Origin of the sequence: Flectobacillus major DSM 103, from assembly GCF_000427405.1 — a bacterium.
Taxonomy (GTDB): Bacteria; Bacteroidota; Bacteroidia; order Cytophagales; family Spirosomataceae; genus Flectobacillus; species Flectobacillus major.
Map to the genome: position 1 here is coordinate 3,893,301 of NZ_KE386491.1, position 25,636 is coordinate 3,918,936.

The 25,636-nt window shown below is 38.1% G+C and carries 18 protein-coding genes; 11 read left to right on the forward strand and 7 right to left on the reverse strand.

The features are described from left to right. The first annotated feature begins 26 nt into the window (after positions 1-26). The 5 genes from FLEMA_RS71795 (at position 27) to serS (ending at position 5,914) form a co-directional block, all read left to right on the forward strand. Positions 27-1,325 carry a murein hydrolase activator EnvC family protein gene (locus FLEMA_RS71795; protein ID WP_044172645.1) on the forward strand — a complete coding sequence of 433 codons (1,299 nt, stop codon included), beginning with the start codon at positions 27-29 and terminating at the stop codon, positions 1,323-1,325. A gap of 357 nt (positions 1,326-1,682) precedes the next feature. Continuing rightward, positions 1,683-2,372: a tetratricopeptide repeat protein gene (locus FLEMA_RS71800; RefSeq protein WP_044172648.1), complete on the forward strand. Its 690-nt coding sequence runs from the start codon at positions 1,683-1,685 to the stop codon at positions 2,370-2,372. 119 nt (positions 2,373-2,491) lie between these two features. Next, positions 2,492-2,971: a 6,7-dimethyl-8-ribityllumazine synthase gene (ribH, locus tag FLEMA_RS71805; protein ID WP_044172651.1), complete on the forward strand. Its 480-nt coding sequence runs from the start codon at positions 2,492-2,494 to the stop codon at positions 2,969-2,971. Between the two features lie 78 nt (positions 2,972-3,049). Continuing rightward, entirely contained in the window at positions 3,050-4,408 is a 1,359-nt protein-coding gene (locus FLEMA_RS71810) for an aspartate kinase (RefSeq protein ID WP_044172653.1), read from the forward strand. A gap of 234 nt (positions 4,409-4,642) precedes the next feature. Further along, positions 4,643-5,914: a serine--tRNA ligase gene (serS, locus tag FLEMA_RS71815; protein ID WP_044172656.1), complete on the forward strand. Its 1,272-nt coding sequence runs from the start codon at positions 4,643-4,645 to the stop codon at positions 5,912-5,914. A gap of 66 nt (positions 5,915-5,980) precedes the next feature. Here serS and hpt read toward each other — a convergent pair whose 3' ends face one another. Continuing rightward, on the reverse strand, positions 5,981-6,514 hold the full coding sequence (gene hpt, locus FLEMA_RS0139225) for a hypoxanthine phosphoribosyltransferase (protein ID WP_026997918.1): 534 nt from the start codon (positions 6,512-6,514) through the stop codon (positions 5,981-5,983). Between the two features lie 285 nt (positions 6,515-6,799). Here hpt and FLEMA_RS71820 point away from each other — a divergent pair, with 285 nt between their 5' ends. After that, positions 6,800-8,044, forward strand: coding sequence for a tetratricopeptide repeat protein (locus tag FLEMA_RS71820; protein WP_052354179.1), 1,245 nt, complete (start codon positions 6,800-6,802; stop codon positions 8,042-8,044). A gap of 384 nt (positions 8,045-8,428) precedes the next feature. Beyond that, positions 8,429-11,377, forward strand: a complete 2,949-nt coding sequence (locus FLEMA_RS71825) for a DEAD/DEAH box helicase (protein ID WP_044172659.1) — start codon at positions 8,429-8,431, stop codon at positions 11,375-11,377. Between the two features lies 1 nt (position 11,378). On the opposite strand, the gene FLEMA_RS0139355 is transcribed toward FLEMA_RS71825, so the two are convergent. From FLEMA_RS0139355 to FLEMA_RS0139365, 3 genes are read right to left on the reverse strand one after another with little or no spacing between them, the layout of a single operon-like run. Continuing rightward, complete coding sequence (locus FLEMA_RS0139355; RefSeq protein WP_026996676.1) at positions 11,379-12,371, reverse strand: vWA domain-containing protein; 993 nt, start codon at positions 12,369-12,371, stop codon at positions 11,379-11,381. 32 nt (positions 12,372-12,403) lie between these two features. Then, positions 12,404-13,375, reverse strand: coding sequence for a hypothetical protein (locus FLEMA_RS0139360; RefSeq protein ID WP_052354180.1), 972 nt, complete (start codon positions 13,373-13,375; stop codon positions 12,404-12,406). Then, a complete protein-coding gene (locus FLEMA_RS0139365) occupies positions 13,372-14,241 on the reverse strand; it encodes a DUF58 domain-containing protein (RefSeq protein WP_026997919.1) in 870 nt (289 codons plus the stop codon). The genes FLEMA_RS0139360 and FLEMA_RS0139365 overlap by 4 nt, the downstream gene beginning before the upstream one ends. 206 nt (positions 14,242-14,447) lie before the next feature. Here FLEMA_RS0139365 and FLEMA_RS71830 point away from each other — a divergent pair, with 206 nt between their 5' ends. The 4 genes from FLEMA_RS71830 (at position 14,448) to FLEMA_RS71845 (ending at position 16,890) form a co-directional block, all read left to right on the forward strand. Next, positions 14,448-14,837, forward strand: a complete 390-nt coding sequence (locus FLEMA_RS71830; RefSeq protein ID WP_044172663.1) for a DUF4296 domain-containing protein — start codon at positions 14,448-14,450, stop codon at positions 14,835-14,837. A gap of 18 nt (positions 14,838-14,855) precedes the next feature. Beyond that, positions 14,856-15,416 carry a DNA-3-methyladenine glycosylase I gene (locus tag FLEMA_RS71835; protein ID WP_044172666.1) on the forward strand — a complete coding sequence of 187 codons (561 nt, stop codon included), beginning with the start codon at positions 14,856-14,858 and terminating at the stop codon, positions 15,414-15,416. Positions 15,417-15,554: 138 nt separating this feature from the next. Next, complete coding sequence (locus FLEMA_RS71840) at positions 15,555-16,328, forward strand: polyprenol monophosphomannose synthase (protein WP_044172669.1); 774 nt, start codon at positions 15,555-15,557, stop codon at positions 16,326-16,328. 13 nt (positions 16,329-16,341) lie between these two features. Continuing rightward, positions 16,342-16,890: a CopD family protein gene (locus tag FLEMA_RS71845; protein WP_044172673.1), complete on the forward strand. Its 549-nt coding sequence runs from the start codon at positions 16,342-16,344 to the stop codon at positions 16,888-16,890. Positions 16,891-16,944: 54 nt separating this feature from the next. Here the strand turns inward: FLEMA_RS71845 and FLEMA_RS0139440 are convergent, their stop codons facing one another. The 3 genes from FLEMA_RS0139440 to FLEMA_RS71855 form a co-directional block, all read right to left on the reverse strand. Next, a complete protein-coding gene (locus FLEMA_RS0139440) occupies positions 16,945-20,301 on the reverse strand; it encodes a VCBS repeat-containing protein (RefSeq protein ID WP_044172677.1) in 3,357 nt (1,118 codons plus the stop codon). 206 nt (positions 20,302-20,507) lie between these two features. Beyond that, entirely contained in the window at positions 20,508-22,142 is a 1,635-nt protein-coding gene (locus FLEMA_RS71850) for a RagB/SusD family nutrient uptake outer membrane protein (RefSeq protein WP_081681355.1), read from the reverse strand. Positions 22,143-22,153: 11 nt separating this feature from the next. Further along, positions 22,154-25,510 carry a TonB-dependent receptor gene (locus FLEMA_RS71855; protein ID WP_052354183.1) on the reverse strand — a complete coding sequence of 1,119 codons (3,357 nt, stop codon included), beginning with the start codon at positions 25,508-25,510 and terminating at the stop codon, positions 22,154-22,156. Positions 25,511-25,636: the final 126 nt, after the last annotated feature.

Here is a 25,636-nt window from a genome sequence, read left to right on the forward strand (position 1 = left end):
ATACTCATAAAGCCATTATAGCATTCGTGCAACATACAAACGTGTCTCAAGCAGCCCTGAGGATTTTTTCAGGACTGCTTGTTGCTTTGTTAGTACTGGGTCTAAATACTTCGTTTGCCCAGAAAAAAAGAATTAACAGAGCAAAACTAGAAGCTGAAAAAAAAGAAAACATTCAGAAAATTAATGAATTGAACCAAATCATTGAAAAAACTGAACAGAAAAAAGAAGCAAGTGTTGGCAAGCTCAATGCCTTGGGTGAACGTATCACTAAACAATCTAAGCAAATTAATCTCCTTTCCGAAAACCAAGAATTGTTGGATATGGAAGTAAGCGAGCTCAACAAAGTTACAGGCGAGTTATCTGGTAACCTCGAACAGCTCAAAGAAGAATATGCCAAGATGATTTATTCATCGGCCAAGGTTAGCAACAAATACAACCAACTAAGTTTTTTGTTTTCTTCCAACAACTTCAATCAGCTTGTTCGGCGTTACAAATACCTCAAGCAATATTCAGAAGCGCGTGCCAAACAAGCAGTGTTAATCGAAAAAGTACGTGCCGACCTCATGTCGGAACAAGTAAAGATTCTTCAGAAAAAACAAGAACAAGCCAATATCCTAAAAGAGAAAATCACCGAAACCCAAAATTTAGAATTACTAAAAGGAAAGCAATCGAATGTTGTTGCACAGCTTAATATCAAGGAAAAACAATTACGACAGCAACTCGAAGACAATAAAAAGGCTGTAGAACGACTCGAAAATATGATTGCCAAAATCGTAGAAAGAGAAATTAGAAAGTCTCGTCAAAGAGAACAACAACGTTTACAACGAGAAAATAAAATAGCCACCACTCCCAAAAATGATAAGCAACCCAAAGCCTCTGTCATAGAAATGAGTCCAGAGGAACAAAAAGTAGCAACATCCTTTTCGGCCTTACGTGGGCGTATGCCTTGGCCTGTAAAAAGCGGGTTTATTTCCGACCGTTTTGGCGTACACAGTCATCCTATCTTGAGAGGCGTAAAACTCAACAACAACGGTGTCGATATCCAAACCAACGCAGGCAATACCGTTTCGGTAGTGTACGATGGAATAGTACAAACCGTTGTTAATATCCAAGGAGTAAATACCATGGTAGCAGTACAACATGGCGACTACTTTACGGTATATAGCAAGCTCTCTAATGTAGTAGTAAGAGAAGGGCAACAAATTTTGGCAGGACAAAAAATTGGAGTTGTTGCTACCGATGGCGATGGCACATCCGAAATCAATTTTCAGGTTTGGCGAAATGAGGTAAAACAAAACCCCGAAAGTTGGTTGAAAATTAAATAAGCCCCTTATACAAACAGTATTCATAAGGTTCTAGTAACGAAAAACTTATCTTTTGAAGGGTGTTTTTATTCATGAAAAAAGGAGAATCCATCTGAAAATACACTTCTTTTCAAATAACCCTCCAAAAGATTAAAGAAAAACCTTTAAAATTCCAAGAGAATTCCTAATTTTGCAGTCCAATTTTAGTGAAGCAACATTTACTAAAATTAAAAAACAAAAGTGTTTACAAATGCCCTACCCTTCTTGTAGTTCAGCAAAATGTAACATTTGTCAACAAGTATTCAATAAAAGTTATTTGCTACATATTTATGTGATAAAATGAGCAAATAACCATTAACGCATAACGACAAAACCAAAATGGCAAAAAAAGAAGAAAAAACTAGTCTTGAATTTTTGGAAAGCCCAGAGGGATTGAAGCAAGAATTAGGACATGACATCGAGAAAGTGCAGCATGTTGTAGAAAAAAACAAAGGATTAGCCACTGGTGTTGCTGGAGCGATAATATTGGTTGTTCTTGGTTATTTCGGGTACAAATACTATACTACTTCTCAAGACGAAGCTTCTCAAGGTAAATTGGCTAAAGCATTTTACAAATTTGAGGCCGATTCAAATAAAGTTGCGGCACAAGAGTTTTTAAAAGTAGCTAATGAAGGTGGTGGAGATGCTGCCAATATTGCCACTTTTGGAGCTGGCGTTGCCGAATTGAAAGAAGGTAAGTTTGATGCAGCAATCGAGCACTTAAAGGCATTCAGTAGCTCTGACTTATTGGTACAAGCTCGTGCTTATTCTTTGATTGGCGATGCCTATGCCGAGAAAAAGGCCTATGCAGATGCTATCGACTATTACAAAAAAGCAGCAGACTATAAAGCTAATAAGTTTTTTACCCCTTCATACCTTATGAAGTTGGCGGCAGCTTATGAAGCTAATAAGCAAAACGAAGAAGCTTTGAACATTTATACTGAGATTGTAGAAAAATACGCTGAATCCTCTGAATATATCAACGCTAAGAAATACAAGGCGTTGTTGGAAGGTTCTGTCTCTAAATAAGTCAAAATCAAAATATTGATAAAAAGGGATAAGAGCTAAGTTCTTGTCCCTTTTTTGTTGTTTATTAGGCAACACACTCGTACCAAAAGATTCAAATCAAATCTATAGCCAATACCAATATGTCTTCAGCACATAAAAATCTCAGTATTTTTTCCACAGAAGGTATTCCCGATGTGAGTCAAAAAGGTTTTGCAATTGTCGTTGCAGAATGGAATGAAGAAGTGACCAACGCCCTATACCAAGGAGCTTACAACACACTTCTGGCCAATGGAGCACAAGCCGAAAATATTGTCAGAGTAAACGTGCCAGGAAGTTATGAGTTGAGTTTTGGAGCACAAAAAATGGCACAGAAAACCCAAATTGATGCCGTAATTTGTATCGGTTGTGTCATTCAGGGCGAAACCAAACACAACGATTACATTAACCATGCTGTAGCTCAGGGATTAACCAACGTAAGCCTCAAATACGACAAGCCTGTTATTTTTGGTGTATTAACTCCCAATACCGAACAGCAGGCACTCGACCGTGCGGGCGGTATTCATGGCAACAAAGGCGACGAAGCTGCCATTACAGCCATCAAAATGCTAGGAATACAATAAAAATACCTTTATAGCCACAAGCTAAAAGCTCAAAAACAATCGTTGATATTTGGTAAATTAGTTTAAATAGAATTAAAAATGCAAGTCTGGAAATTTGGTGGGACTTCAGTTGGAAAGCCCGAAAGAATGCACTCAATCAGAAATCTGATTACTGAGGATAGCAATCGCAAAATCGTAGTATTATCTGCCCTTTCGGGTACAACCAATGGCTTATTGTCGATTGCCGAATCGTTGAAGGCAAATAACGATGATGAGGCTACTCAAAAAATAAATGATTTGTACGCACACTACGAAGCATTTATTAAAGAGCTTTATAGTACGCCAGAAGGCTACGAAAAAGGAAAAGCAATTATCGATAAAGAGTTTTCTTTTATACGCTCATTGGTAAGTATCAAGCCTTTCACTTTAAAACAAGAGAAAGAAATTGTGGCAGAAGGTGAATTACTTTCAACACAAATGTTTGAAACATATTTGCAAGAAGAAGGCGTAAAATCAGCGTTATTACCAGCATTAGACTTTATGTTGATCGATGCCGATAATGAGCCTGTATTGAACTATACAGAAGAAAAACTCGGAGCTATTCTTTCGCAATTAGAAGACAAACAAATATTTATTACTCAGGGCTTCATTTGTCGCAATCCTCGTGGCGAAGTAGACAACCTCAAGCGTGGCGGTTCAGATTATACTGCATCGTTGATTGGGGGAGCTATTCGTGCCGAAGAAGTTCAAATCTGGACAGATATCGACGGTATGCACAACAACGACCCTCGTATTGTTAAGAAGACTTTCCCTATTCGTGAATTGACATTTGAAGAGGCTGCCGAGCTAGCTTACTTTGGGGCAAAAATTCTTCACCCAAGTACTATTACGCCAGCCAAAATGAGGGGTGTACCTGTTCGCTTGAAAAATACCATGGAACCTGCCGCTTTTGGTACACTCATTGCCGACAAAACTACCGATCGTGAAATAAAGGCTATTGCTGCAAAAGATAATTTAACAGCAATCTATATCCACTCAACCCGTATGCTCAATGCTTATGGATTCTTGAGAAAAGTGTTTGATGTATTTGAAAAATACAAAACACCTGTAGATATGATAACTACATCTGAAGTATCGGTTTCGGTAACAATCGACAACGACGAACATTTGGAGGACATTATGGCCGAATTACGCCAATTTGCCGACCTAGAGGAATGCGATAAAGACCAGACAATTGTTTGTATCGTAGGAAACTTCTCGGCCGACAAAGAAGGAATTGCACTAAAAGTACTAGATGCCATGAAAAGTATTCCTATCAGAATGATTTCTTATGGTGCCTCCGAGCATAATATCTCGTTGTTGATTCATGGCAAACACAAAGCTGCTGCTTTGAACGCTTTGAACGAACGTTGTTTTTTATATGAAGACACCATGAAGGAGATTTTCTCAGCTCCATAAATGATAAAAAACAATTAATACCAATAGCCGTGTCGTCAAAAGCTTACGCACGGCTATTTTTTTTATCTTTGTAAATAGAAATCAAAAAACATGAATCTTGTTGAGCAACAGATAAATGATATTTGAAAGGTTGATATATTAAAACTCTGTGTAACTAGAGAATCTTGTTTTATACAAAAAAATAATACGATATAGAGCGACTTACGATAACGCTCAAATAGCTAAATAGAATTCATGCTACAAATACAACAAATTAAAGAAAACAAGGAAGCCACAATTGCGGGCTTGTTGAAAAAGCATTTTAAAAATGCTGAAGAAGCTGTAGAAAAACTTATTGTTTTGGACGACAAGCGTCGTGAAACCCAAAATGAATTGGATTCTACCTTGGCTCAGTCAAATGCCCTTGCCAAAGAAATTGGAGGGTTGATGAAAGCAGGTAAAAAAGAAGAGGCTGAAGCTGCTAAAACCGAAACTTCTAGCCTTAAAGCTCGTTCTAAAGAACTTGATGAAGCCCTAAAGGCTATCGAAACTGAACTGTACGAAGTGCTAGTAACTTTGCCAAATTTACCACATGCAAGTGTTCCTGAAGGAAAAGTAGCTGAAGATAACGAAGTAGTACTCCAAAATGGTACTGTACCCGTTTTGGATGAAAATGCCTTGCCTCACTGGGACTTGATCAAAAAATACGATATTATTGATTTTGAATTAGGTAACAAAATTACGGGGGCAGGTTTTCCAGTTTATAAGGGTAAAGGTGCAAGAATTCAACGTGCCTTAATCAATTTCTTTTTAGACGAAGCTATTGCAGCGGGCTATGTTGAGGTACAGCCTCCTATCTTGATAAACAAAGATTCTGGTTTTGGTACAGGTCAGCTGCCCGACAAAGACGGCCAAATGTACCATGCTACCGAAGATGACCTCTATTTGATTCCTACAGCCGAAGTACCTATTACCAATATGTACCGTGATGTGATTTTGCAGGAAACAGATTTGCCTATCAAAAATGCAGGTTATACACCATGTTTCCGTCGTGAAGCGGGCTCTTGGGGGGCTCATGTTCGTGGCCTGAATCGTTTGCACCAATTTGATAAGATTGAAATTGTGCGTATCGAAAAACCCGAAAATTCGTATGCTGCCCTCGAAGAAATGTCTTTGCACGTTCAAGGACTTTTACAAAAACTTGAATTGCCTTATCGTGTTTTGCGTTTGTGTGGCGGCGATATGAGTTTTACTTCTGCCCTTACGTACGATATGGAAGTATTTTCAACGGCTCAAAAGCGTTGGTTAGAAGTAAGTTCAGTGTCAAACTTTGAAACTTACCAAGCCAACCGCTTGAAGTTACGAATGAAAACCGAAGGAAAATCTCAGCTATTACATACCCTCAATGGTTCTGCTTTGGCTTTGCCACGTATTTTGGCTGCTATTCTCGAAAATAACCAAACACCTGAAGGTATTCGTATTCCAAAGGTATTAGTACCATACTGTGGTTTTGACCTAATTGCTTAGAAAAAAAGCCCAAACTACCAAGGCCTAGTTGTATTTGCTAGGCTTTGGTAATAGTACTTACAGGTATTATTTTTCATGTAAAACATACAGGTCTGGAAGGTTTCGCCCTAAGCCATCATAGTCTAAGCCGTACCCCAAAACAAATTTATTTTCAAGCTCAAACCCAATATATCGAATATCAATAGGGGTTTTAAGAGCCTCTGGTTTTTGAAACAAAGACGCAATCTCCAACGACTTTGGGTTTTTTGCCAAAAGTTGTTTTTTAATTTCAGCCATAGTAAGGCCAGTATCGACAATATCTTCTAATACAATTACATCACGCCCAGTAATATCTTCTTTTAAGCCCAAAACTTCGGTTATTTTACCTGAAGAAGTAGTAGAGTGATACGAAGAAACCCTTAAAAAAGTAATTTCACATTCTATCGAAACCGATTTCATGAGCTCGGCAGCAAACAAAAATGAACCATTCAAGATTGCTAAAAAAATAGGACATTTGCCTGAATAATCTTTACTAATGCTCAGCGCCAATTCTTTAATGCGATTTTCAATGATAGCTTGCTCAATAAAAATCTCGAATTGTTTGTCGTGAAGTTGGATGATTGGGTTCATCAGAATGTGAGTCGTTATGAAAATTATAAAAAATAAAAGGTGAAATTACGGTCAAATAGCCACAAATCAAGGTGTTTTGTATTTTTTTTAATTAGTTTTTAATATTTCAAATTGTTTTAACGTTAGTAATATAGTACTACATAATTGTACTAAAGTTTGCCAAACAATCACGTTTATTAGCTAAAAGAGTGATAATTTTGAGGAAGAATATTGGCCAGTTATGTCTTTCTACACAGCTATTGCAAAGAAAAATCAACAAAACTATATTCTTTAAACATGAACCATTTCAATCAAAGAAGCCAAGTGAAAACGATAAAGAGTTTTGTTCCCCTAATCATTTGTTTTTTGGTGGCGTTACATAGCCATGCACAATGGTGGAAAGATACCGAAAAAGCCGAACAAGAACGTTCTAAAGGAATGCTATTGTTGACAAGTGAGGTACAAATAGAAGCCACACAGGCTATCAACCACATGTATAATTTCAAATTTCAGGAAGCTGAAAGGGAATTTACCTACCTAAAAGTTAAATATCCTAATCACCCTCTTCCCGATTTTTTATTGGGCTTGATGGAATGGTGGAAAATTGTGCCTAATACCGATAACGTATTGTACGACGAAAAATGCCTTGGTTTTATGGACGAGAGTATCAGAAAAGCTGAGGTAATTTGGGACGATACCGAAAACCCCGAAGCGGCTTTCTTTATGGCGGCGGCTTATGCTTTTAAGGGACGTTTACATTCTGAAAGGAAGCACTGGACAAAAGCTACTTTTGCCGCCAAAAATGCTTTGAAATACCTCGACAAATCAAGAAGTTTTTCTGATTTTAGCCCTGAATTGATGTTTGGCGATGGGCTTTACAATTATTATTTCCATTACGTCAAAGAAAATTACCCATTGCTTCGCCCTGTTTTGTGGCTTTTTCCTAAAGGCGACAAGCCCAAAGGTATTAGCCAGCTCGAAAAGGTAAGTTATAATGCTTTTTATACCCGAACTGAAGCTCGGTATTTTCTTTTGCAAATATATGGTATGGAAAATATGAACGATAAGGCTTACGAGTTGTCGAAATATACCCATGAAACCTATCCTGACAACCCATTTTTTCAAAGATTTCATGCTCGTTCGGCCTTTGTGGCAGGGCGTGTACGCGAGGCCGAAACCGAAGCAAAAAGTATTTTGCAAAAAATAGAAGAGCATTATCCAGGTTATGAAGGCGTAAGCGGGCGTTATGCAAGCTATATTTTGGCCTATTATGCCTACAATTATAATCATGATTTGGCTCAGGCAAAGACATATTATCAAAAAACCATCGATTTTGCACAACTAACCAATTCTACCAAATCAGGCTATTACTGGTCATCAATGTTGGCTTTGGGTAAAATAGCATCAACAGAAGAGGATTTTGATAAGGCTGTCGAGTATTATAAACAAGTACTGGAAGATTCCGACAAGAAAACCACACAACATACCGAAGCCAAAAAACTTTTGGCCGAAGCCAAAAAGGCAAGGCGCAAAAAACACTAATTGTATAATAATACCATCGCTAAAAAGCTTGTGGGTATCTGGTAGTAGCCAAAATCACTACCAAATACCCACAAGTTTTTGTTATAAAATCGTCGTACTATTGAGCCGATTAGTTCAAGTACCAATTTACCAGAATGTCTTATTTTGTGGATAAATAGCTAAATAATAGCTTTAATTGTCGATTTTATAAATAAATACATTCTTCGATACTATTGTATTTCTCTTATTTTAATTATATTTACTATTCAGACAAATTATGAATTATGCCATTTTTGGGCTAAATGATTGCTTTCGACAATTTCAAAACTAACCATCCATTAAACATCTTATTGTTGAACATTGGTCTTTGAGCTAGCTCATTGACGCTAAAAAAACTTGTTTTTTATGAAAGTTTCTACAACACAGCCCTTCCAAATTATTTATTCAATACTCAGCCATGAGTATCTCGGGTATTTATTTGAGGCTTTTGTAGTACAATTAGATACCAAAGGAAGACTAACCTTGCTGAATCAGAATATTTCTACAAAAAATATCAAAGAGTTTTGTGAAGGATTACACGAATATCAGCCTGATGAAAATGATTTTAAATTGGTAAAACTGATTGATTCAATACAACAAGAAGCCATTTTTAAAAAATTTGGTGGAGCAAAAAAAAGGACTATCGTTGATTTTTACCTTAAAACATACGACCCCCAAAAAGGTGATAAGGCACTTCAAGAGTTAATTTCTGATTATATAGAACGTATCAAGACCGAAATGATGCCTTTGTTGCTCAATAAACAATTGTTTATTATGGGCAATGACGGAAATCCTATTTGGCAAAAAATTACCGTTTTGCCCGAAAAGGCTACCGTATTATTTCACTTTATGCGAAATAGCGATAATACGCATTATTTTCCTACTATAAAATACGAAGATACCAAGATTGACTTTCAGTACAAAAATGCGTTTATCGTTTGTGAAGAACCTGCATGGATGATTCTGGAAAACAAACTCTATCACTTTGACAAGGATGTCGACGGAAAAAAGTTGCGGCCTTTTCTCAACAAGCGGTTTATTGTGATTCCCAAAACAATCGAAGAAGACTACTATCGCAAGTTTGTAACACCAGTTATTACGATGTTCGATGTACATGCCAAAGGCTTTGAGATTCGTTCGGAAGTTTTTAAATGCGTGCCATTGTTGAGTATTGCAGAACAAAAAGCCAAGCAACTAGCCATACTCGACTCGGTAGGCGAAGAAATAGACGATTCCGAGTCGCAGGTTACGATTAACTTATCGTTTCAGTACGGCAAATATGCTTTTCGGTTCGATAGCTTTTCGGCGGCATCCAATGTAAGTATGGAAAAAAAAGGGGATGATTATGTTTTCCATAAAGTAAAAAGAGATTTGCCTCTCGAAAAAGAAAAAGTTAACCTATTGAATACACTAGACCTTAATATCAAAAATGGACGTGTTATTTTACCAAAAACACGAGCTTTTTCATGGTTACAGGCCAATTATGGACTATTGGTAGATGCTGGCTTTATGATTTCTCAGCAAGTAGAAGCCGATGGAAAACGCTATTTCTTAGGGTATTCCAAAATAGAAGTGACTATTACTGAAGGCAATGATTGGTTCGATATTCATACGCTTGTGAAATTTGGTGATTTTGAAATACCATTCTTGAAATTACGCAACCTAATTTTACAGAAAAAGAGAGAATTCCTTTTGCCCAATGGCGAAATAGCCGTTATTCCCGAAGTATGGTTTTCGCAATATTCCGAACTATTTGCTTTTATCGAACAGAGCCAAATTAGCGAAGGTTTTATTCTGAAAAAACATCATTTGTCGCTCGTACAAGACATGGAGCGTGAGTCTTTGGCTACTACAGTAATGAGCCGAAAGTTAGAAAAACTTCGTGATTTTGAGGAAATTCAGGAGTACACTATTCCAAAGGGCTTTGCAGGTAATCTACGACCCTATCAAAAAGCAGGTTATGACTGGATGCGTTTCTTGAATGATTATAATTTTGGAGGGTGTTTGGCCGACGATATGGGTTTGGGCAAAACCGTACAAACCTTGGCCTTGTTACAATCTCAAAAAGAAATAGGTATTCCTGAGCCATCGTTGCTCATTATGCCAACGTCGTTGATTTATAACTGGGAGATGGAAGCCAAGAAATTTGCTCCAGAACTAAATATTTTGACCTATACTGGTACGTATCGCGATAAAAATCTTGAGCTTTTTAATAATTATGATGTTATTTTAACCTCGTATGGTATTATTAGGATAGATATTGACCTATTAAAATCATATCGTTTTCACTATGCCATTTTGGACGAATCGCAGGCCATCAAAAACCCTACTTCGTATATAACCAAAGCGGTTATGCAACTCAATACCCGTCATAGACTGGTGTTGACGGGTACGCCCCTCGAAAACAGTACGATGGATTTATGGTCGCAAATGACCTTCATTAATCCTGGGTTGTTAGGTACACAGCATTTTTTCAAAAATGAGTTTCAAGTACCCATTGAAAAGAAAAGCGATGAGCAAAAAGTACAACGACTATATTCTATTATCAAGCCTTTTATGTTGAGAAGGCATAAGTCGCAAGTGGCTACTGAGCTTCCTCCTAAAATAGAAAGTGTGCATTATGCCCAAATGACCGAGCAGCAGGAAAAAGAATACGAAGAGGCAAAGTCATACTATCGTAATTTGATTTTAGAACATATCGATTCTGAAGGTATAGCTAAGTCTCAGATGGTTGTATTGCAAGGCTTAACCAAACTCAGACAAATAGCCAATCACCCCAAAATGACTGATACCGATTATGATGGCGACTCTGGCAAGCTCGACGATGTTGTACAAAAACTAGAGACTGTTTTGGAAGAAGGCCATAAAGTGTTGATTTTTAGTCAATTTGTAAAACACCTTGATTTGTTTAGAGAAAGGCTCGACAAAGAAAAACGTAATTATGCTTATTTGGATGGTAGTACTTACGACCGACAAGCACAGGTAGAGCGTTTTCAACAAAACGAAGATGTAAAAATATTTTTGATTTCGTTAAAAGCAGGTGGGCTTGGCCTCAACCTTACCGCCGCCGACTATGTGTTTATTTTGGACCCTTGGTGGAATCCTGCCATTGAGGCACAAGCCATTGACAGAGCTCATAGAATAGGCCAAGAAAAAACCGTTTTTACCTACAAGTTTATTACCAAACATACCGTAGAAGAAAAAATACTGGCCTTGCAACAAAACAAACAAAAACTAGCCTCTGACCTAATAACAACTGAGGAAAACTTTGTAAAATCTTTGAGTAAAGAAGATGTAATAGCGTTATTAGAATAGGCTAATCTTCAAGAATATTGCCCATAAACGTATTTTTTGAAGCAAACGAAAGTAACAAAAATACAATAGCCCAACGGAGATAATTATGGTAGAAATCCTGCACATTTTTATAACGATTTCGCTTGATTTCTACTTTCTCCAAACGGTTAATCTCCTTAAAAATCTGCTCTAACGAACGGGCATCCATAGCCCTAAAAAACTTCCCATTACTGGTTTTAGCAATTTCTCGAAGGGTACTTTCATCTACCTTTTCGGCAGGGTCTTTGTCGCTTCCTACAGCAATTGTATATACCTTAATACCAAAAGCCTTGGCAAGTTGTGCCGAAGTAAGTGGGTCGAGGTTGCCAGCAGTATTATCGCCATCTGAAAGTAAGATCGCCACTTTACTTTTCGAGTCTATTTCACGCATTCTATTAATACACATTCCTAGGGCATTGCCGATTGCTGTTCCCGAAGTTTTAATCAAAGAAGGTGAAATTTCGTCGATATAATCTTTGAGCATATCGTAGTCTGTTGTAAGTGGACAAAGCGAAAAGGGTTCGCCCGAAAAAATCACCATTCCAATGCGGTCTTGAAAACGCCCTTCTATAAATTTTTTGGCAACCCTTTTAGCAACCGACAGCCTGCTTGGCGGAATATCCTTGTTTTCCATCGAGGCCGAAATATCCATTGCCAACATAATATCAATTCCTTCCGATACCTCTTCAGCTTCGGAAATAGCCCTTTGTGGCCGAGCCAACGACACCAAAATAAGAATAATACTGATTGTCAATAAAATACCAGGAATAAAACGAAGTGAACTCACCCAGCTCGACCGTATTTGACTTGCAGGGAAAGCTACATTGAGCTTTTGTACCGAATTGCCCCTAAGCCAGTTCCGAATCATATAAAGAAATGGTACAGCAGGAATACAATATAAATAAAAAGGCTGTTCCCATTCAAAAGACGAGAGGGTTTGAATACTAAACCAATATCGTGAAAACCAATCTTGCATGCGATTTTAGTGACTGTGGATGAAATAATAACTTAAACAGGGCTCTCAATCAGGATTTGTCGGTGTTCTCGATACAGCCCTTCTGCGAGTTCTTGAAGTATTGATAGCGACGATACCGTTTTTTTAGAGAAATTGCCTCCATAAATCGTAGCATCTATTTCACGTAGTGCATCGGGCAAACGAGTATCTTTAATATTATCCAAAATCTCTTTGGTAGTAAAGGTGGTAAAAGGCTTATTTTCTAAGCGTTCGATATACTTTTTCCATAATACCACTGCTTTTTCTACATTTTCTAGGCGGCGGGTGGTGTCGTCTGTACTTTTACTGAGGCGTTGAAAAATTCGTTGAAATTCGTCATAACGTCGTCTAAATTGAAATAGCTTAATTTGACGCTTAATAGGCTTTCCAAAAAGCCAAAAAATAATACTTCCCAAAATACCAAATCCTACCAAAATCATAAAAACCAATGGGTAATTGGCCTGTTGATTGAGGTGAATCGGCTGAATATCGGCTTTTAGAGGCAAATCGGCTAGAGGCGTTTTTCCATCAATCATTTTTTTTAGATAAATAGAATCCTGCTCGGTATAAATTGTAGTACAGTCGTTTTTGGCTCTGATATAAATCGGTAAGCTTAATTTTTGTACAGCATCGACTTCAAAAGAAATCAAGGTATAAACAACACTATCCAAACTAACGTCGTCTTTGGTAGAAGTCGTAAAAAACTCTCGGTTGAGGAGTTCAAATGGTTTGAAATTATAAGTAGAATCGGGAAAAAAAATATCCTCAGTAGGTTTATGTCGGTAACTAAGGGCATATTTAACAGGCAAACCAATTTCGATACTATCTTGCAAAAAAGCCCCTTTCCCCTTATTTTGAGCAGTAATATTGTTGCTCGTTATCAATAATAATACCAGTCCCCAACCCAAAGAATATAGTACTTTTGACACACTACCGTTGGGGTAAAATTTTAGGAATCGGGCATTAACAAAATTTGCAAAAATCATCGTTTTCTTACCTTAAATAATTTAACCAATTTAGGAACATAATCTTCGGAAGCATCAATAGACAAATAATTGGCTTTATTTTGCTTGCAAAGCTGTTCTAACTGTTGCGAATTATGTTCAAAAAGGTTTTTCATTCTATTCCTAAACCAGTTTGACGAAGCATTAACCCAAATTGTTTTTTTACTTTCGGTATCATATACAGGTATAATTCCCAACCTTGGCAAATTAGTTTCTCGTTGGTCGTATAGGTGAATCACCACCAAATCGTGTTTTCGAGCCAAGGCTTTTAGGTTTTCTTCATATCCCGAATCAATAAAATCAGAAACAAGAATAATGAGGCTTCGTCGTTTGAGTACCTCCAAGCCAAAAAGAATCATCTTTTTAAGGTTTGTTCCTACCGACTCTGGTCTGAGCTTAAAAAGCTCTAAAATAGTTCGGTAACCATGCTTCATGGTATTGGCAGGCTTAATATATTTCTCTTTTTGGTCAGAAAAACACAACAAGCCAACATGACTGGCCTCTTTGATAGCCGAAAGTGTCAAAACACCACAAATTTCTTTGGTGGTATCTAGTTTAGAACGGTCAGAACGGCCTACATCTTGCGAAGCACTTACATCGACCATAAAAAAAACAGTTTGTTCTTTTTCTTCCTTAAAGATTTTTACAAACGTGCCATGTCCTTTGGCCGTGGTGTTCCAGTCGATAAGGCGAACGTCGTCGCCATATTGGTACAAACGTAAATCACTGAATTCAAGGCCAGAACCCTTAAATACAGAATTGAAGTTGCCACGCATCTGAGAAGTTACAGCTTTTCGGATACGGATTTCAAATTTATGTAATTTGGATAAAAACTCTTGAGGATTCATTATTACCAGAGCGAGTGGAGTAGTAGCAACTACTCTTTGGACAGACTATATAGCTAAACACATTTGGTATCAAAAATACCCCTATAACCTATTTAGGGCTTTTGGGATAAGGCCAAAGCCCGATACAATGTGTTAATTATTCTTAATTCTGTATTCTTAATGAATAATTCCTTTAAAACTACCTAAAATCCCCGTAATTTTGAAATGTGAGAACAAGAATTCTTCTATTGATAGCCCTGCTGTCTGCCTGTAATTCGGCAGATAAGCCTCAAGATTTAATTCCAGAAGATAAAATGATTAAGCTTTTGGAAGAAGTACATTTGGCTGAGAACCAAGTTAATAACCTGCACATGGGCAGTGCCGACTCTTCGCTGGTGGTTTATAAAAGTCTGGAAAAACAGATTTTCAAACGCTATGAAATAGACACAGGTAGCTATCGAGCTAGCTTTAAATATTATGTGGCTCGGCCAGATAAGTTTAAAGAAATGTACGAGCAAGTGGTAAAAAACCTAGAGACTCGAATGAACCAAGAGGAAAAGAAAAAATCCAAGCCAGTTGCTAAAGAACCCGCTCGCATAAAACGAGATAGTATTTAGGTACATAAAAAGAAAAACATGGAGTCGCAAAAAATAAGATGTGGGTGGGTCAATAATGACACCCTATACCAAGATTATCATGACCAAGAGTGGGGCGTTCCGTTGCATGACGACCAAAAACTATTCGAGTTTTTAATCCTCGAAGGCTTTCAGGCAGGACTTAGCTGGTACACCGTTTTGAAAAAAAGAGACCATTTTAGAAAGGTTTTTGATGATTTTGACGTTAATAAGGTAGCTCAATATGATACCGAAAAAATCTTGGCTCTGATGCAAGATACAGGTATTATTAGAAACCGCTTGAAAATTGAAGGAACTGTTATTAATGCTCAACAATTTTTGAAAATTCAAGAAACCTTTGGCAGTTTTGATGCGTATATATGGCAGTTTGTAGAAGGTAAACCGCTAAAAAACCATTGGGAAAGCCTTGCTCAAATACCAGCTAGTACATCTATTTCGGATGCCATGAGCAAAGACCTCAAAAAACGAGGCTTTAAGTTTATTGGAACTACTATTTGTTATGCTTTTATGCAAGCTACAGGCATGGTAAACGACCATGTTGTGAGTTGCTACTGTCATTGATAAGGCAGGGCATATTTTGTCATCTTCATTCCTTTTAGACTTATACAAAATGTTTTTATCACTCAATACTTTATAGCTTTCAAAAAAGTTTCAAGCCCATTCCTATTAAATAAGCCATCAATTAAAGATATTTAATCAATGAACAATCGTATTGTAATTATTCCTACATATAATGAAATTGAAAATATAGAAGCCATTATTCATAAAGTAATGAGTCTTGAGCCTGCTTTTGACCTTTTGATTGTTGACGATGGCTCGCCAGATGGCACTGCACTGAAAGTAAAAGAATTACAAGGAGAGTATGGTCGTCGCTTACATTTACAAGAACGAAGCGGCAAACTAGGGTTGGGAACAGCCTATATTCATGGGTTTCGCTACGCTCTTAAGTTAGGGTTTGAGTACATTTTTGAGATGGATGCCGACTTTTCGCATAATCCCGACGACCTAATCAAGCTATACAATGCTTGTGCAGAAGGCGGTGCAGATTTAGCGATTGGCTCACGTTATATCAAGGGTGTAAATGTTGTAAATTGGCCAATGGGGCGTGTTTTGATGTCTTATTTTGCAGGTTATTATGTACGTTTTATCACAGGAATGTCGATAATGGATGTTACCGCAGGTTTTAAATGCTATCGTGATACTGTGTTAAAAACTATTGACCTCGACAAAATTCGCTTTGTAGGTTATGCTTTTCAAGTTGAAATGAAGTTTACAACATGGAAATATGGGTTTCAAATAGAAGAAGTTCCTATTATCTTTACCGATAGAACCAAAGGAGAGTCCAAAATGTCGGCTAATATATTTAAAGAAGCTGTATTAGGAGTGATTCAAATGAAGTTTACGAGCTTGTTTAAGAAATATAAGAAAGTTGATGCCAATTCCTCAAAAAAAAAGGTTCTTGAAGTCAACTAAATAAATCCTAGAAATGGACTATAACCATATCAAAGCCATTCATATTATTTTTGTGGTTAGCTGGTTTGCTGGCTTGTTTTATTTGCCAAGGCTGTTTGTGTATCATACCGAAGCCAACGATAAGCCCGATTTAGAAAGAAAAATTATTCAAGAGCAGTTTCAAAAAATGGAAAAAATCTTGTTTAATGCAATTATGATTCCAGCGATGTGGCTAACATTGTTAACGGGTGCTACAATGGTATATTGGTCTTGGTGGGATACCTTTTCGGTACACGGGTGGTTGCACCTTAAATTGGGGTTTGTGGCGGTATTGCTGTTATATCACTTGGTATGTAGGCAAATTATCAAGGAATTGCGAGTAAACAAATTTAGATTTACTGGATTTCAGTTACGCTTGTATAATGAAATAGCTACTATTTTGTTATTTGCTATAGTGTTTTTGGTAGTCCTAAAAAATACGGTAGATTGGCTTTGGGGAATAGCGGGATTAATGATTTTTGCGGTACTAATTATGTCGGCGGTAAAAATAGTAAAGTCTATTCGTGAAAAGAAAAAAGCATAACGATACAATCATCAAAAAAGGGTAAAATCTACTGTAGATTTTACCCTTTTTGCTTTATTTCAAAACCCCAACTTTACCAGCATTTCGTGCAAAAATCATCATTCTTGATTGATTACCTGTTTTTACGACAATCAGATCCCGAACATCGCCATTGAGCATAAAGCCGGAAGTTTGATAAGGAATAGGTCTAAACAACCCTTTGCCATTACCCAAAAGAACGGCTCCCATTGAGGCATCGTTGCGGCCTAACTGTACACGCCAAGGATAAAAATTACCTCCAAGGAGTATATCTTTTTTGCCATCCTTATCAAAATCTTCAATTACGATACTTGATACCAGCGATATTTGTGCTGCTAATGGCAAGGCTTTGGCTACAAATTGTCCATTACCTGTATTTTCAAAATAGGTAGAGTTTAATGTGTTTATTTTGAGGGTTTTAGCATCTTTGAGTTGTTCTGGTGAAAGAAGTTCGTTTAATGTAGCCTCAGCGTAATCTTTATATTTCAAAAACTTTTTCCTAACAGAAGGAAATTGATTGGCCAGTTCGTCGAGAGAAGCTAGCGGATAACTTTTTCCCTGAATATAATAGCAAATTAAGGGTTCGATAGTGCCATTCTGGTCAAAATCGCCATAACAAAGACTAATCGGCTCTTTTTCGGAAGCTCGGAACTGCGTATTTTGTCCCAAATTTCCTGCAATGATGTCCAAGTCGCCATCGTTGTCCATATCTTCGACAACTACTTTTGCCCAAAAACCATTGGTATTATTCATGCCATATTTTGTGGTAGCATTCATCAACTGCCCTCGGTGGTTTTCGTAAATAGTAATAGGCATAAATTCGCCTGCAATAACCAAATCTAGCCAACCGTCGTGGTTGAGGTCTACCCAAGCTGCAGTATTTACAATACCTGGTCGGCGTAAGGTAGTTTCTTTTTGCTCAGAGGCATATTGGAACGTTACTTTTCCATTTTTACTCTCATTTCTCAATAAATAACAAAAATCGGCTTCAGGAAAGCTGTTGGGCATCGAGCGTCCTCCAATAAAAATATCAATATCGCCATCTTTGTCATAGTCGGCAGTGGCAATACAGCTACCATTGCTAGTTAGGTCGGGCAGAGCATCATTGTTTTTTGTAAATACCCCTTGTCCATTATTAATAAATAGGTGGTCTTGATATACTTTGTCGTGAGCCGCAAATTCAGTGCCTCCTCGTACAACAAATAGGTCTAAATCGCCATCGTTATCGGCATCGAAAAATGCTACGCCCATATCTTTACTAAGAGTTTGACTAGTCCAAGGCTGTGAGGTTGCCTTTTGAAATTGTCCATTGCCTTTCTGGATATACAACTCGCCTGCCTGTACCTGATTTCCTCCCACAAAAATATCTTCTAGGCCATCGCCATTGACATCGCCTTTTGCTAAAAAAGGCCCTATTTTAGATACCTGATAGGGCAAAAGAGATTGATGCTTAAAGTCGACATAAGGTACTTCTTGATGGATATAAGGTATGTTAGACAGCAAACTGAAGTCAGACAATAAAGGCCGTGTTGGCAGAGCCGGAACTGCTAGGAGGTGTTTGGCCGTATTACTATGAACCGTTAATAAAGTGTCAGCTTTGAGGTTGTATAGTTCGGTTGTTTGGCCATTTACCCAGCGAATTTGCAACGATTTTACAATAGAATCTTGGCCCAAACCAAAATGTAAAGAAGGTTCTACACTACTCTGAAAACCATGAGAAGGGTAAAGTTCCTGCATTTGGGATGAATGAGCTGTTTTCAAAATAACTTTTGCTCCCAATGCAAAATGGTTCAGACCAGTGTCTCTTAGGTTTATCGTCAAATAGTGATTTTTGGCTATTTGCCTGCTTTTATTTTCAAATAGCATAGCAGGAGCATTGCTATTATTCACAATTAGGTCTAAATCGCCATCGTTATCTAAATCAGCGTATGCGGCACCAGTACTAATGGAGGGTTCGGAAAGCCCCCATTTTTCGGTAATATTCTGAAAAGCAAGGCCATTGCTAGTATTTTTATTCAAAAAACAATAGTTGCTTACTTTGGTACTGGACATTTCCTGAATCAGTTTCCAAGTGTTTAGTTTTTGCCCTAAAGCACGAGCTTTGTCAGATTCTTCCTGATAAGTGTATTTCAGAAAATCCATATTGGTGAAATCACGGAGGTAGCCATTGGTAATATAAAGGTCTTTATAGCCATCGTTATCCAAATCGCAAGCCAGCGGACTCCAGCTCCAGTCGGTGTTGGAGATACCCGCCAACTGCCCAATTTCACTAAACTGAGGAATACCTTCGGTATTATTGCCAACATTCAGTTGTAACATATTACGCATATTTTGGTGATGAAAGCCACTATCAACCAATAATTGGTAATTGTCGTATTCGTCGGGGCCTTTCAGCAATTTCTGTCTGCGATTGTCTTCAGGAAGCATATCTAACGAAACAATATCGGCTTGTTGATCATTGTTAAAATCAACAATATCTGACCCCATCGAAAACTTAGAGATATGTCCGATACTTTTTTTGAGTATTTCGGCAAAATGTCCATTTTTGAGATTTAGGTATAAAAAATCTTGCTCGTTATAATCGTTTGTTACGTAAAGGTCTGGCCAATCGTCGTTATTGATGTCGCCAATAGCCACACTCAACCCAAAGTTCAAACCACTGCCATTGATACCCGCTTCGTCGCTAATATCGTTAAAATATCCATTGTCGTTTCGGTAGAGCCTATTGCCAAACTGAGGGTGTCGTGTTTTGCGGAGCCGTTCGGTATTGAAAAAAGCATTATAAAACATTTCGGCATGATTGACCATAAACATATCGAGGTCGCCATCTTTGTCCATATCGAAAAAAGCTACCTGAGTTGTAAAAGTGCCTACGGCATCGAGCCCATATTGGGCAGCACTTTCTACAAAAACTGGGACACCATTTTTGTTGCCAGTATTGATATATAATTCATTGCTGCGTTCTTCTTTTGTTCCAGAGCCAGAATAACAAACATAAATATCCAGTTTGCCATCGGCATTGATATCTACCATACTTACGCCCGTTTTCCATTTTTTTCGGCCAGCTACACCAGCTACATCAGTAATATCTTCAAACTGAAAAGCTACCTTGTCGGATTTACCCTTATTGAGATACAGCTTATTGAAAACCATATTACCCGAAAAATAAATATCGGGCAAACCATCATTGTTGACGTCGCCCACTGCCACACCGCCACCATTGTATAGATATTGGTATTCTAGAATATTTAATTGTTCATTTTCTTGAATATCATTGACAAATGTTATTCCAGAGTCGGTGGGTTTGACCAAATGAAAAAGGGTTTCATCCGATGAAGGCTTGCAAGCATAGCAAAGAAAAAGTACTGTAAAAAGGGTTAATCGCTGTATCATTATAGAAAGCCTTGATATGGTAAAGAGGCTATTAAGTATTTCTTAATAACCTCTTTACTAGATTCAACTATACAAAAACTATTTTATTGGGCACAAAGTGATTTTAGACAACTGATTTAAAGTAAATTAGTAATTAGGTATTTGATTATCAAGCATTTAGTTACTTAAAATATTTCGGTTGTCTTTTTGAGCCTATATCATTCCAATTACCATCCTGCGATTTGTTTTGCGGCAGGGTTTTTATCAATTTCAGCTTGAGGAATAGGCAAAACGTATAACTTAGCAGGGAAACCTCTTGTTTCAAAAGCATAACGTGTATAGGTAATTGTATTGCCCGACTTAGTCATTTTCATCCCATATAAAGGGCCGTTGAGTAAAGATTCTGCTATTTTCCATCTACGGATATCGAAGAAACGGTGTTCTTCAAAGGCCAATTCTATTCTACGTTCATTTCTGATTTTTGCACGCATTTGGTCTTTAGAAAGCCCTGTTACTAAATCAGGTATTCCAGCTCTTTTTCTGATAGCATTAATGGCACTGTACACCGTTGCATCTGGGCCAGAGGCTTCGTTTTTGGCTTCGGCATAGTTTAATAAAACTTCGGCATACCGAAGGAAAATCCAATCTTGGTCACTACTTTTTGTATAAAGTACGTATTGTTCTTCATGAAATTTACGAAGTATATAACCTGTTTTGGTGTCTTCGGCTCTACCTGTTACATCGGCACCGCCAGCAAATAGCTCTATAACACGTCCACGGAAAGTAGAACCATTGTGTACAACTGTTGCTTCAAAACGAGGGTCGAGGTTGGCATAAGGCTCGGTAGCTTTGTACAAAGGAGACTCAGCCTGTGGCTTTCCATCAATCATATCATAAGAATCAACAAAGTTTTGAGTAGGAACATTACCTCCCCATCCTGCATCGCTACCACCTCTGATAGAAGGGGGCGAATTGACAACATCGAATCCATTATTTAAGCCAAAATGAACTTTGTCTGGGGCTTGGAATTTTTTGGCAAAAACGATTTCGTTATTGTTTTTGGTTAAAAACAATGTTCTATAATCATTGAATAACGTATAATCAGTATTAATAACCTTATTGGCAGCATCGGCTGCTGCCTGCCAACGTCCAGCATATAGCAAGACACGGCTTTTTAGAGCATTTGCTGCTCCTGAAGTTGCTCGTCCAGCTTCAATGGCCCCTTTTTTAGGAAGTAGCGAAGCCGCTTTGTCGAGGTCGGCGATAATAAAATTGACTACTTCATCATAGCTTGCACGAGGTAGCTGAAAATTATCGTTGAGCGTCAGACTTTTGCTAATAAGCGGTACACCTGTAGGCTCGCTACCCGTTGAGGGCATTCCGTAGAGCCTCAGAAGTTCATGATAAATAAATCCTCGAAGAAAGTAGGTTTCACCCAATAAACGATTTCTAAGAGCCTCATCTTTTAGGCTATTAAGGTTTTCAAGAGCAATATTAGTTTTTCTTACTAAACTATAGTAATCGCCCCATGTTTCGCCCCAAGGTACATTAGAAGGCAAAAAATTACCCGTTTGTAGCTCATTTGAGTGAGTCCAAGGCATACCAACGTCGCCATCGTCTGAGGCTCCATCAAGCAAATAAAGTCCTTTGGCCCATCCTTGATAGTTACGGTCGAAACCCGAAGGCATTTGGCCATAAATAGCATTAACAAATTGAACAGCTCCTTGAGGGTCGGTCCATACGGTTTGGCCTGTAAGAGAATCTTTAGGCAGTTGGTCGAGAATATCAGTACAGCTCAAAAACGTTGTTGTACACATAAGTGCACATCCAAATCGCATTAGTTTATATATAATTTTGTTCATTTTAGTGATTGTTAAAATTTAAAGTTTACACCAGCATTCCAAATTCTAAATTGGGGATAGTCCCATCCTCTACCACTGGCATTTTCAGGGTCATAATTTTGGATTTTTGACCATGTCGCTACGTTATTAGCATTTACATAAATACGCATTCCCTTAATAAAACCCCCTAATTTTAGGGCATCTACAGGGAGGTTATAGGCTAATTCTATATTTTTGAGACGCAAATAAGACGCATCTCTCATCCAAAAAGAAGAACCAGCATGATTAAGGTTGGTTGGGTCAATCAAAACACGAGGCTCGCTAGCATTAGGGTTTGATGGAGTCCAGCGGTCTAAGTTTGCTTTCAATGCACCTGAGCCTACAAAGAACGGCCAAGCCCCTTCTCCTTCATAGTATTGGTTGACATTGGTAGCCCCCTGAAACAAGAAAGTGAAATCAAAGTTTTTGTAGTGTAAGCTTCCGTTAAAACCAAAGATAATTTCCGGCGTATTTGATTTTCCGATAGCCACTCTATCAAGATCATTGATTATACCATCTTTGTTAATATCTTCATAGCGAATATCGCCAGGGCCAGTATTGCCGAGTTGCTTAGGGGCAGCGTCTACTTCCTGCTGAGACTGGAATAATCCGATTGCTCTGTAGCCATATTGTGTATTGAGCGATAAGCCTGTTCTTCTGATATTTGGGTTGACAGAAGCCGCTTCATCAATAAAGACAATTTCATTTTTGGCATACGTCAAATTGGCACTCATCGAATATCGTAAATCTCTTGTAAGCCTATTGGTATGGCCAAGTGTAACTTCTACTCCTTTGTTGTTTACTTTGGCTAAGTTTTCGACAGGTAAGCCAATACCAAGAAGGCTTGGTACAGAAAGGTTTCTTGAAGCAAGAATATCACTTCTTTTGTCGAAAAAGTAATCTACAACGGCTGTAAGTTTTCCTTTCAAGAAAGTAGCATCGATGCCTACATTAAGTTTTTTGACCGTTTCCCAAGTTACATCGGGGTTCGATAACCTACCTTCAACAATAGCTGGTTGTATATTGGCATTACCAAAAACTGCCGAACCACTTACATAATATGATTGCAAATACAAGAAACGTTGGTCGCCTAGTCTGTCATTTCCAAGAATACCATAAGAGGCACGTAGTTTTAAGAAATCAACTAAAGAAGAGTTTTTTAAAAAAGGTTCTTGTGAAACTACATAGCCCGCTGAAAAAGAAGGAAAAAACCCCCACCTTTTGCCTTCTGCAAATTGCTCTGAACCGTCGGCTCTAAAACTTGTTTCTAGCACGTATTTGTCATCATAAGCCCAGTTAATTCTACCAACAATACCTTGTCGGCCACTACTACCCGAATAGCCACTATTGTTGCGGTTGGCGGCAGCACCAAAGTTAATTTCGTCGATGGCTAGGGTATAGCCTTCACGAGAAGCATTCAAATAATTCCAAGCCTGTTTGGTTTGAGTATATAATAGTAAACCCGTAAAATTGCTTTTACCAATGGTTGTTTTATAGTTTAGGTGCGACTCCAAAGTAACAGCCTGTTCATCTAAATGATTTTGTACTAACGATGTAGGGCCTTTGTCAGCTTCTACAAAAGAGCCATCAGACACCCTGTTATAAAAAGGGATTTTGGTATAAGTCCAGTTTTTATTATCAGTAAATGTTTTATCATAAGAAGCAATAGCTTTGATAGAAAGTCCTTTAAGAAATGGCAATTGTTGTTCTAATTCCATACGCCCACGAAATGCTTGGATATTTCTTTTTCTATAGCCATTTTCGGGTAGTGTCAAATACGATGGGCCATTAGAATATTCGCCATTCGACCACTTGATAGGTGTTCTATTAGGTGGAATACCCGACATCCATCTAAAAACTTCTTCCGAGGCCACGTTGTTAGTTTTTTCATCTCTGCCCGACAAATCAAACGAAAGCTTGGTTGTACTAGTAACGTTGGCATCTATATTTGACCTAAAGTTGTATCGATTAAAGTCATTAGAAGGAATAATACCATCTTGTTTTAAATATCCCGCCGAAGTAGCATATCGTACCTTATCTGAGCCACCAGTAGCCGAAATAGAATAGTTACGAACCATGGCTGATTTTTTAAGAACCGAAAACCAGTCAGAATCAGGGTGTGTGTCTGGGCTTGAGTGAGTGCGGTATTTTTCTAGGTCGTTTTGCGAATACATAGGTTGTTTGCCATCGTTGGCCAAGGCTTCGTTGTAAAGCATAGCGTATTCGTAAGAATTCAAAAACTCAGGATTGCGTGTTCGCTCTTGTACACCAACATTAGCTGTAAAATCAATTTGCATTTTGCCCTCTGCTCCTCTTTTGGTAGTAACAAGAATAACCCCGTTACCAGCACGAATACCAAATACGGCCGCACTAGCTGCATCTTTTAAAATAGAAAAAGATTGGATTTCGCTAGAATTGAGCTGTGCAAAATCGCTTGACGAACGCACAATCCCATCAATTACATAGATTGGCGATGAATCACCAATTGTACCAATACCCCTAATCAAAATATTGGATGCGTCTTTGCCTGGCTCGCCCGAACGCTGTGTAGCGATAATACCCGCTGCCTGCCCAACCAAAGAGTTGCTTAGGTTGGGAGAAGGATTACTAGCAATGGCTTTTTGACTTACATCCGATACCGCCCCAGCTATCGTACTTTTCTTTTGAGTACCATAACCTACTACTACTACTTCATCGAGGTTACCAATATCGGCTTTTAATACAACATTCAGTGATGTTTGCTTACCAACAGCCACTTCTGCTTTGAGGTATCCTACAGAGGTAAAAACCAGTACGACATCTTCATTAGGAATACTGATTCTGAATTTTCCATTGGGGTCGGTTGTTGTTCCACGAGTCGTTCCTTTAATCTGGATACTTACACCAACGAGCCCCTCGCCTTTATCGTCGGTTACTGTACCTGTGATGGCCTGCTCGATAATTTCTTCTTTGGGATAAATACTGACTTTGGTTTCGGTAGAGGACCGATTTTTCCTTTTCAAAAGAATCTGTTGTCCCGAAACTTCATAATTGATACTTAGTGGCGACAAAAGGTCGGTAAGAACTTCTGCTAAAGGTCTGTCTTCAGCATCAATAGATACCCTTCTTTTCGAGTCGATCAACTCTGGACTATACATAAAATTGATACCTACAATTTTTTCAATTTTTTGCAAGACATCTTCTACCTCATCTTTTTTCAGATGCAGTGTCACCTTCTTGTTCAGCAAATCTTGTGCTTTAGTGTCGTGTGCCAATGAGAAACTCATACACAAAACAGATAAAGCAATTTGCAATAAACTGATTTTCATGATTTTTCGTAAAATTTGATACGATGGCAATTTTTTTTTCATACTTTTGGGTAATTTGTTAATTGGAACGAATTGGCAAAGGAATCCCCTCATCCATTTCTGGATGTTTGTGTCGAAGCAAAGTGGAGGGGACATTGGGGTGAATGATGCGTCAACATCATTCACCTT

What these genes read in the sequence shown, in the direction of transcription:
- FLEMA_RS0139355 (WP_026996676.1), bottom strand. Translation starts at nt 12,371, where the DNA reads ATGCAAGATTGGTTTTCACGATATTGGTTTAGTATTCAAACCCTCTCG.
- FLEMA_RS0139365 (WP_026997919.1), bottom strand. Translation starts at nt 14,241, where the DNA reads ATGAATCCTCAAGAGTTTTTATCCAAATTACATAAATTTGAAATCCGT.
- ribH (WP_044172651.1), top strand. Translation starts at nt 2,492, where the DNA reads ATGTCTTCAGCACATAAAAATCTCAGTATTTTTTCCACAGAAGGTATT.
- FLEMA_RS71835 (WP_044172666.1), top strand. Translation starts at nt 14,856, where the DNA reads ATGGAGTCGCAAAAAATAAGATGTGGGTGGGTCAATAATGACACCCTA.
- FLEMA_RS71845 (WP_044172673.1), top strand. Translation starts at nt 16,342, where the DNA reads ATGGACTATAACCATATCAAAGCCATTCATATTATTTTTGTGGTTAGC.
- FLEMA_RS71800 (WP_044172648.1), top strand. Translation starts at nt 1,683, where the DNA reads ATGGCAAAAAAAGAAGAAAAAACTAGTCTTGAATTTTTGGAAAGCCCA.
- FLEMA_RS71825 (WP_044172659.1), top strand. Translation starts at nt 8,429, where the DNA reads ATGAAAGTTTCTACAACACAGCCCTTCCAAATTATTTATTCAATACTC.
- FLEMA_RS71840 (WP_044172669.1), top strand. Translation starts at nt 15,555, where the DNA reads ATGAACAATCGTATTGTAATTATTCCTACATATAATGAAATTGAAAAT.
- FLEMA_RS71820 (WP_052354179.1), top strand. Translation starts at nt 6,800, where the DNA reads ATGAACCATTTCAATCAAAGAAGCCAAGTGAAAACGATAAAGAGTTTT.
- FLEMA_RS71810 (WP_044172653.1), top strand. Translation starts at nt 3,050, where the DNA reads ATGCAAGTCTGGAAATTTGGTGGGACTTCAGTTGGAAAGCCCGAAAGA.
- serS (WP_044172656.1), top strand. Translation starts at nt 4,643, where the DNA reads ATGCTACAAATACAACAAATTAAAGAAAACAAGGAAGCCACAATTGCG.
- FLEMA_RS0139360 (WP_052354180.1), bottom strand. Translation starts at nt 13,375, where the DNA reads ATGATTTTTGCAAATTTTGTTAATGCCCGATTCCTAAAATTTTACCCC.
- FLEMA_RS0139440 (WP_044172677.1), bottom strand. Translation starts at nt 20,301, where the DNA reads ATGATACAGCGATTAACCCTTTTTACAGTACTTTTTCTTTGCTATGCT.
- FLEMA_RS71855 (WP_052354183.1), bottom strand. Translation starts at nt 25,510, where the DNA reads ATGAAAAAAAAATTGCCATCGTATCAAATTTTACGAAAAATCATGAAA.
- FLEMA_RS71850 (WP_081681355.1), bottom strand. Translation starts at nt 22,142, where the DNA reads ATGAACAAAATTATATATAAACTAATGCGATTTGGATGTGCACTTATG.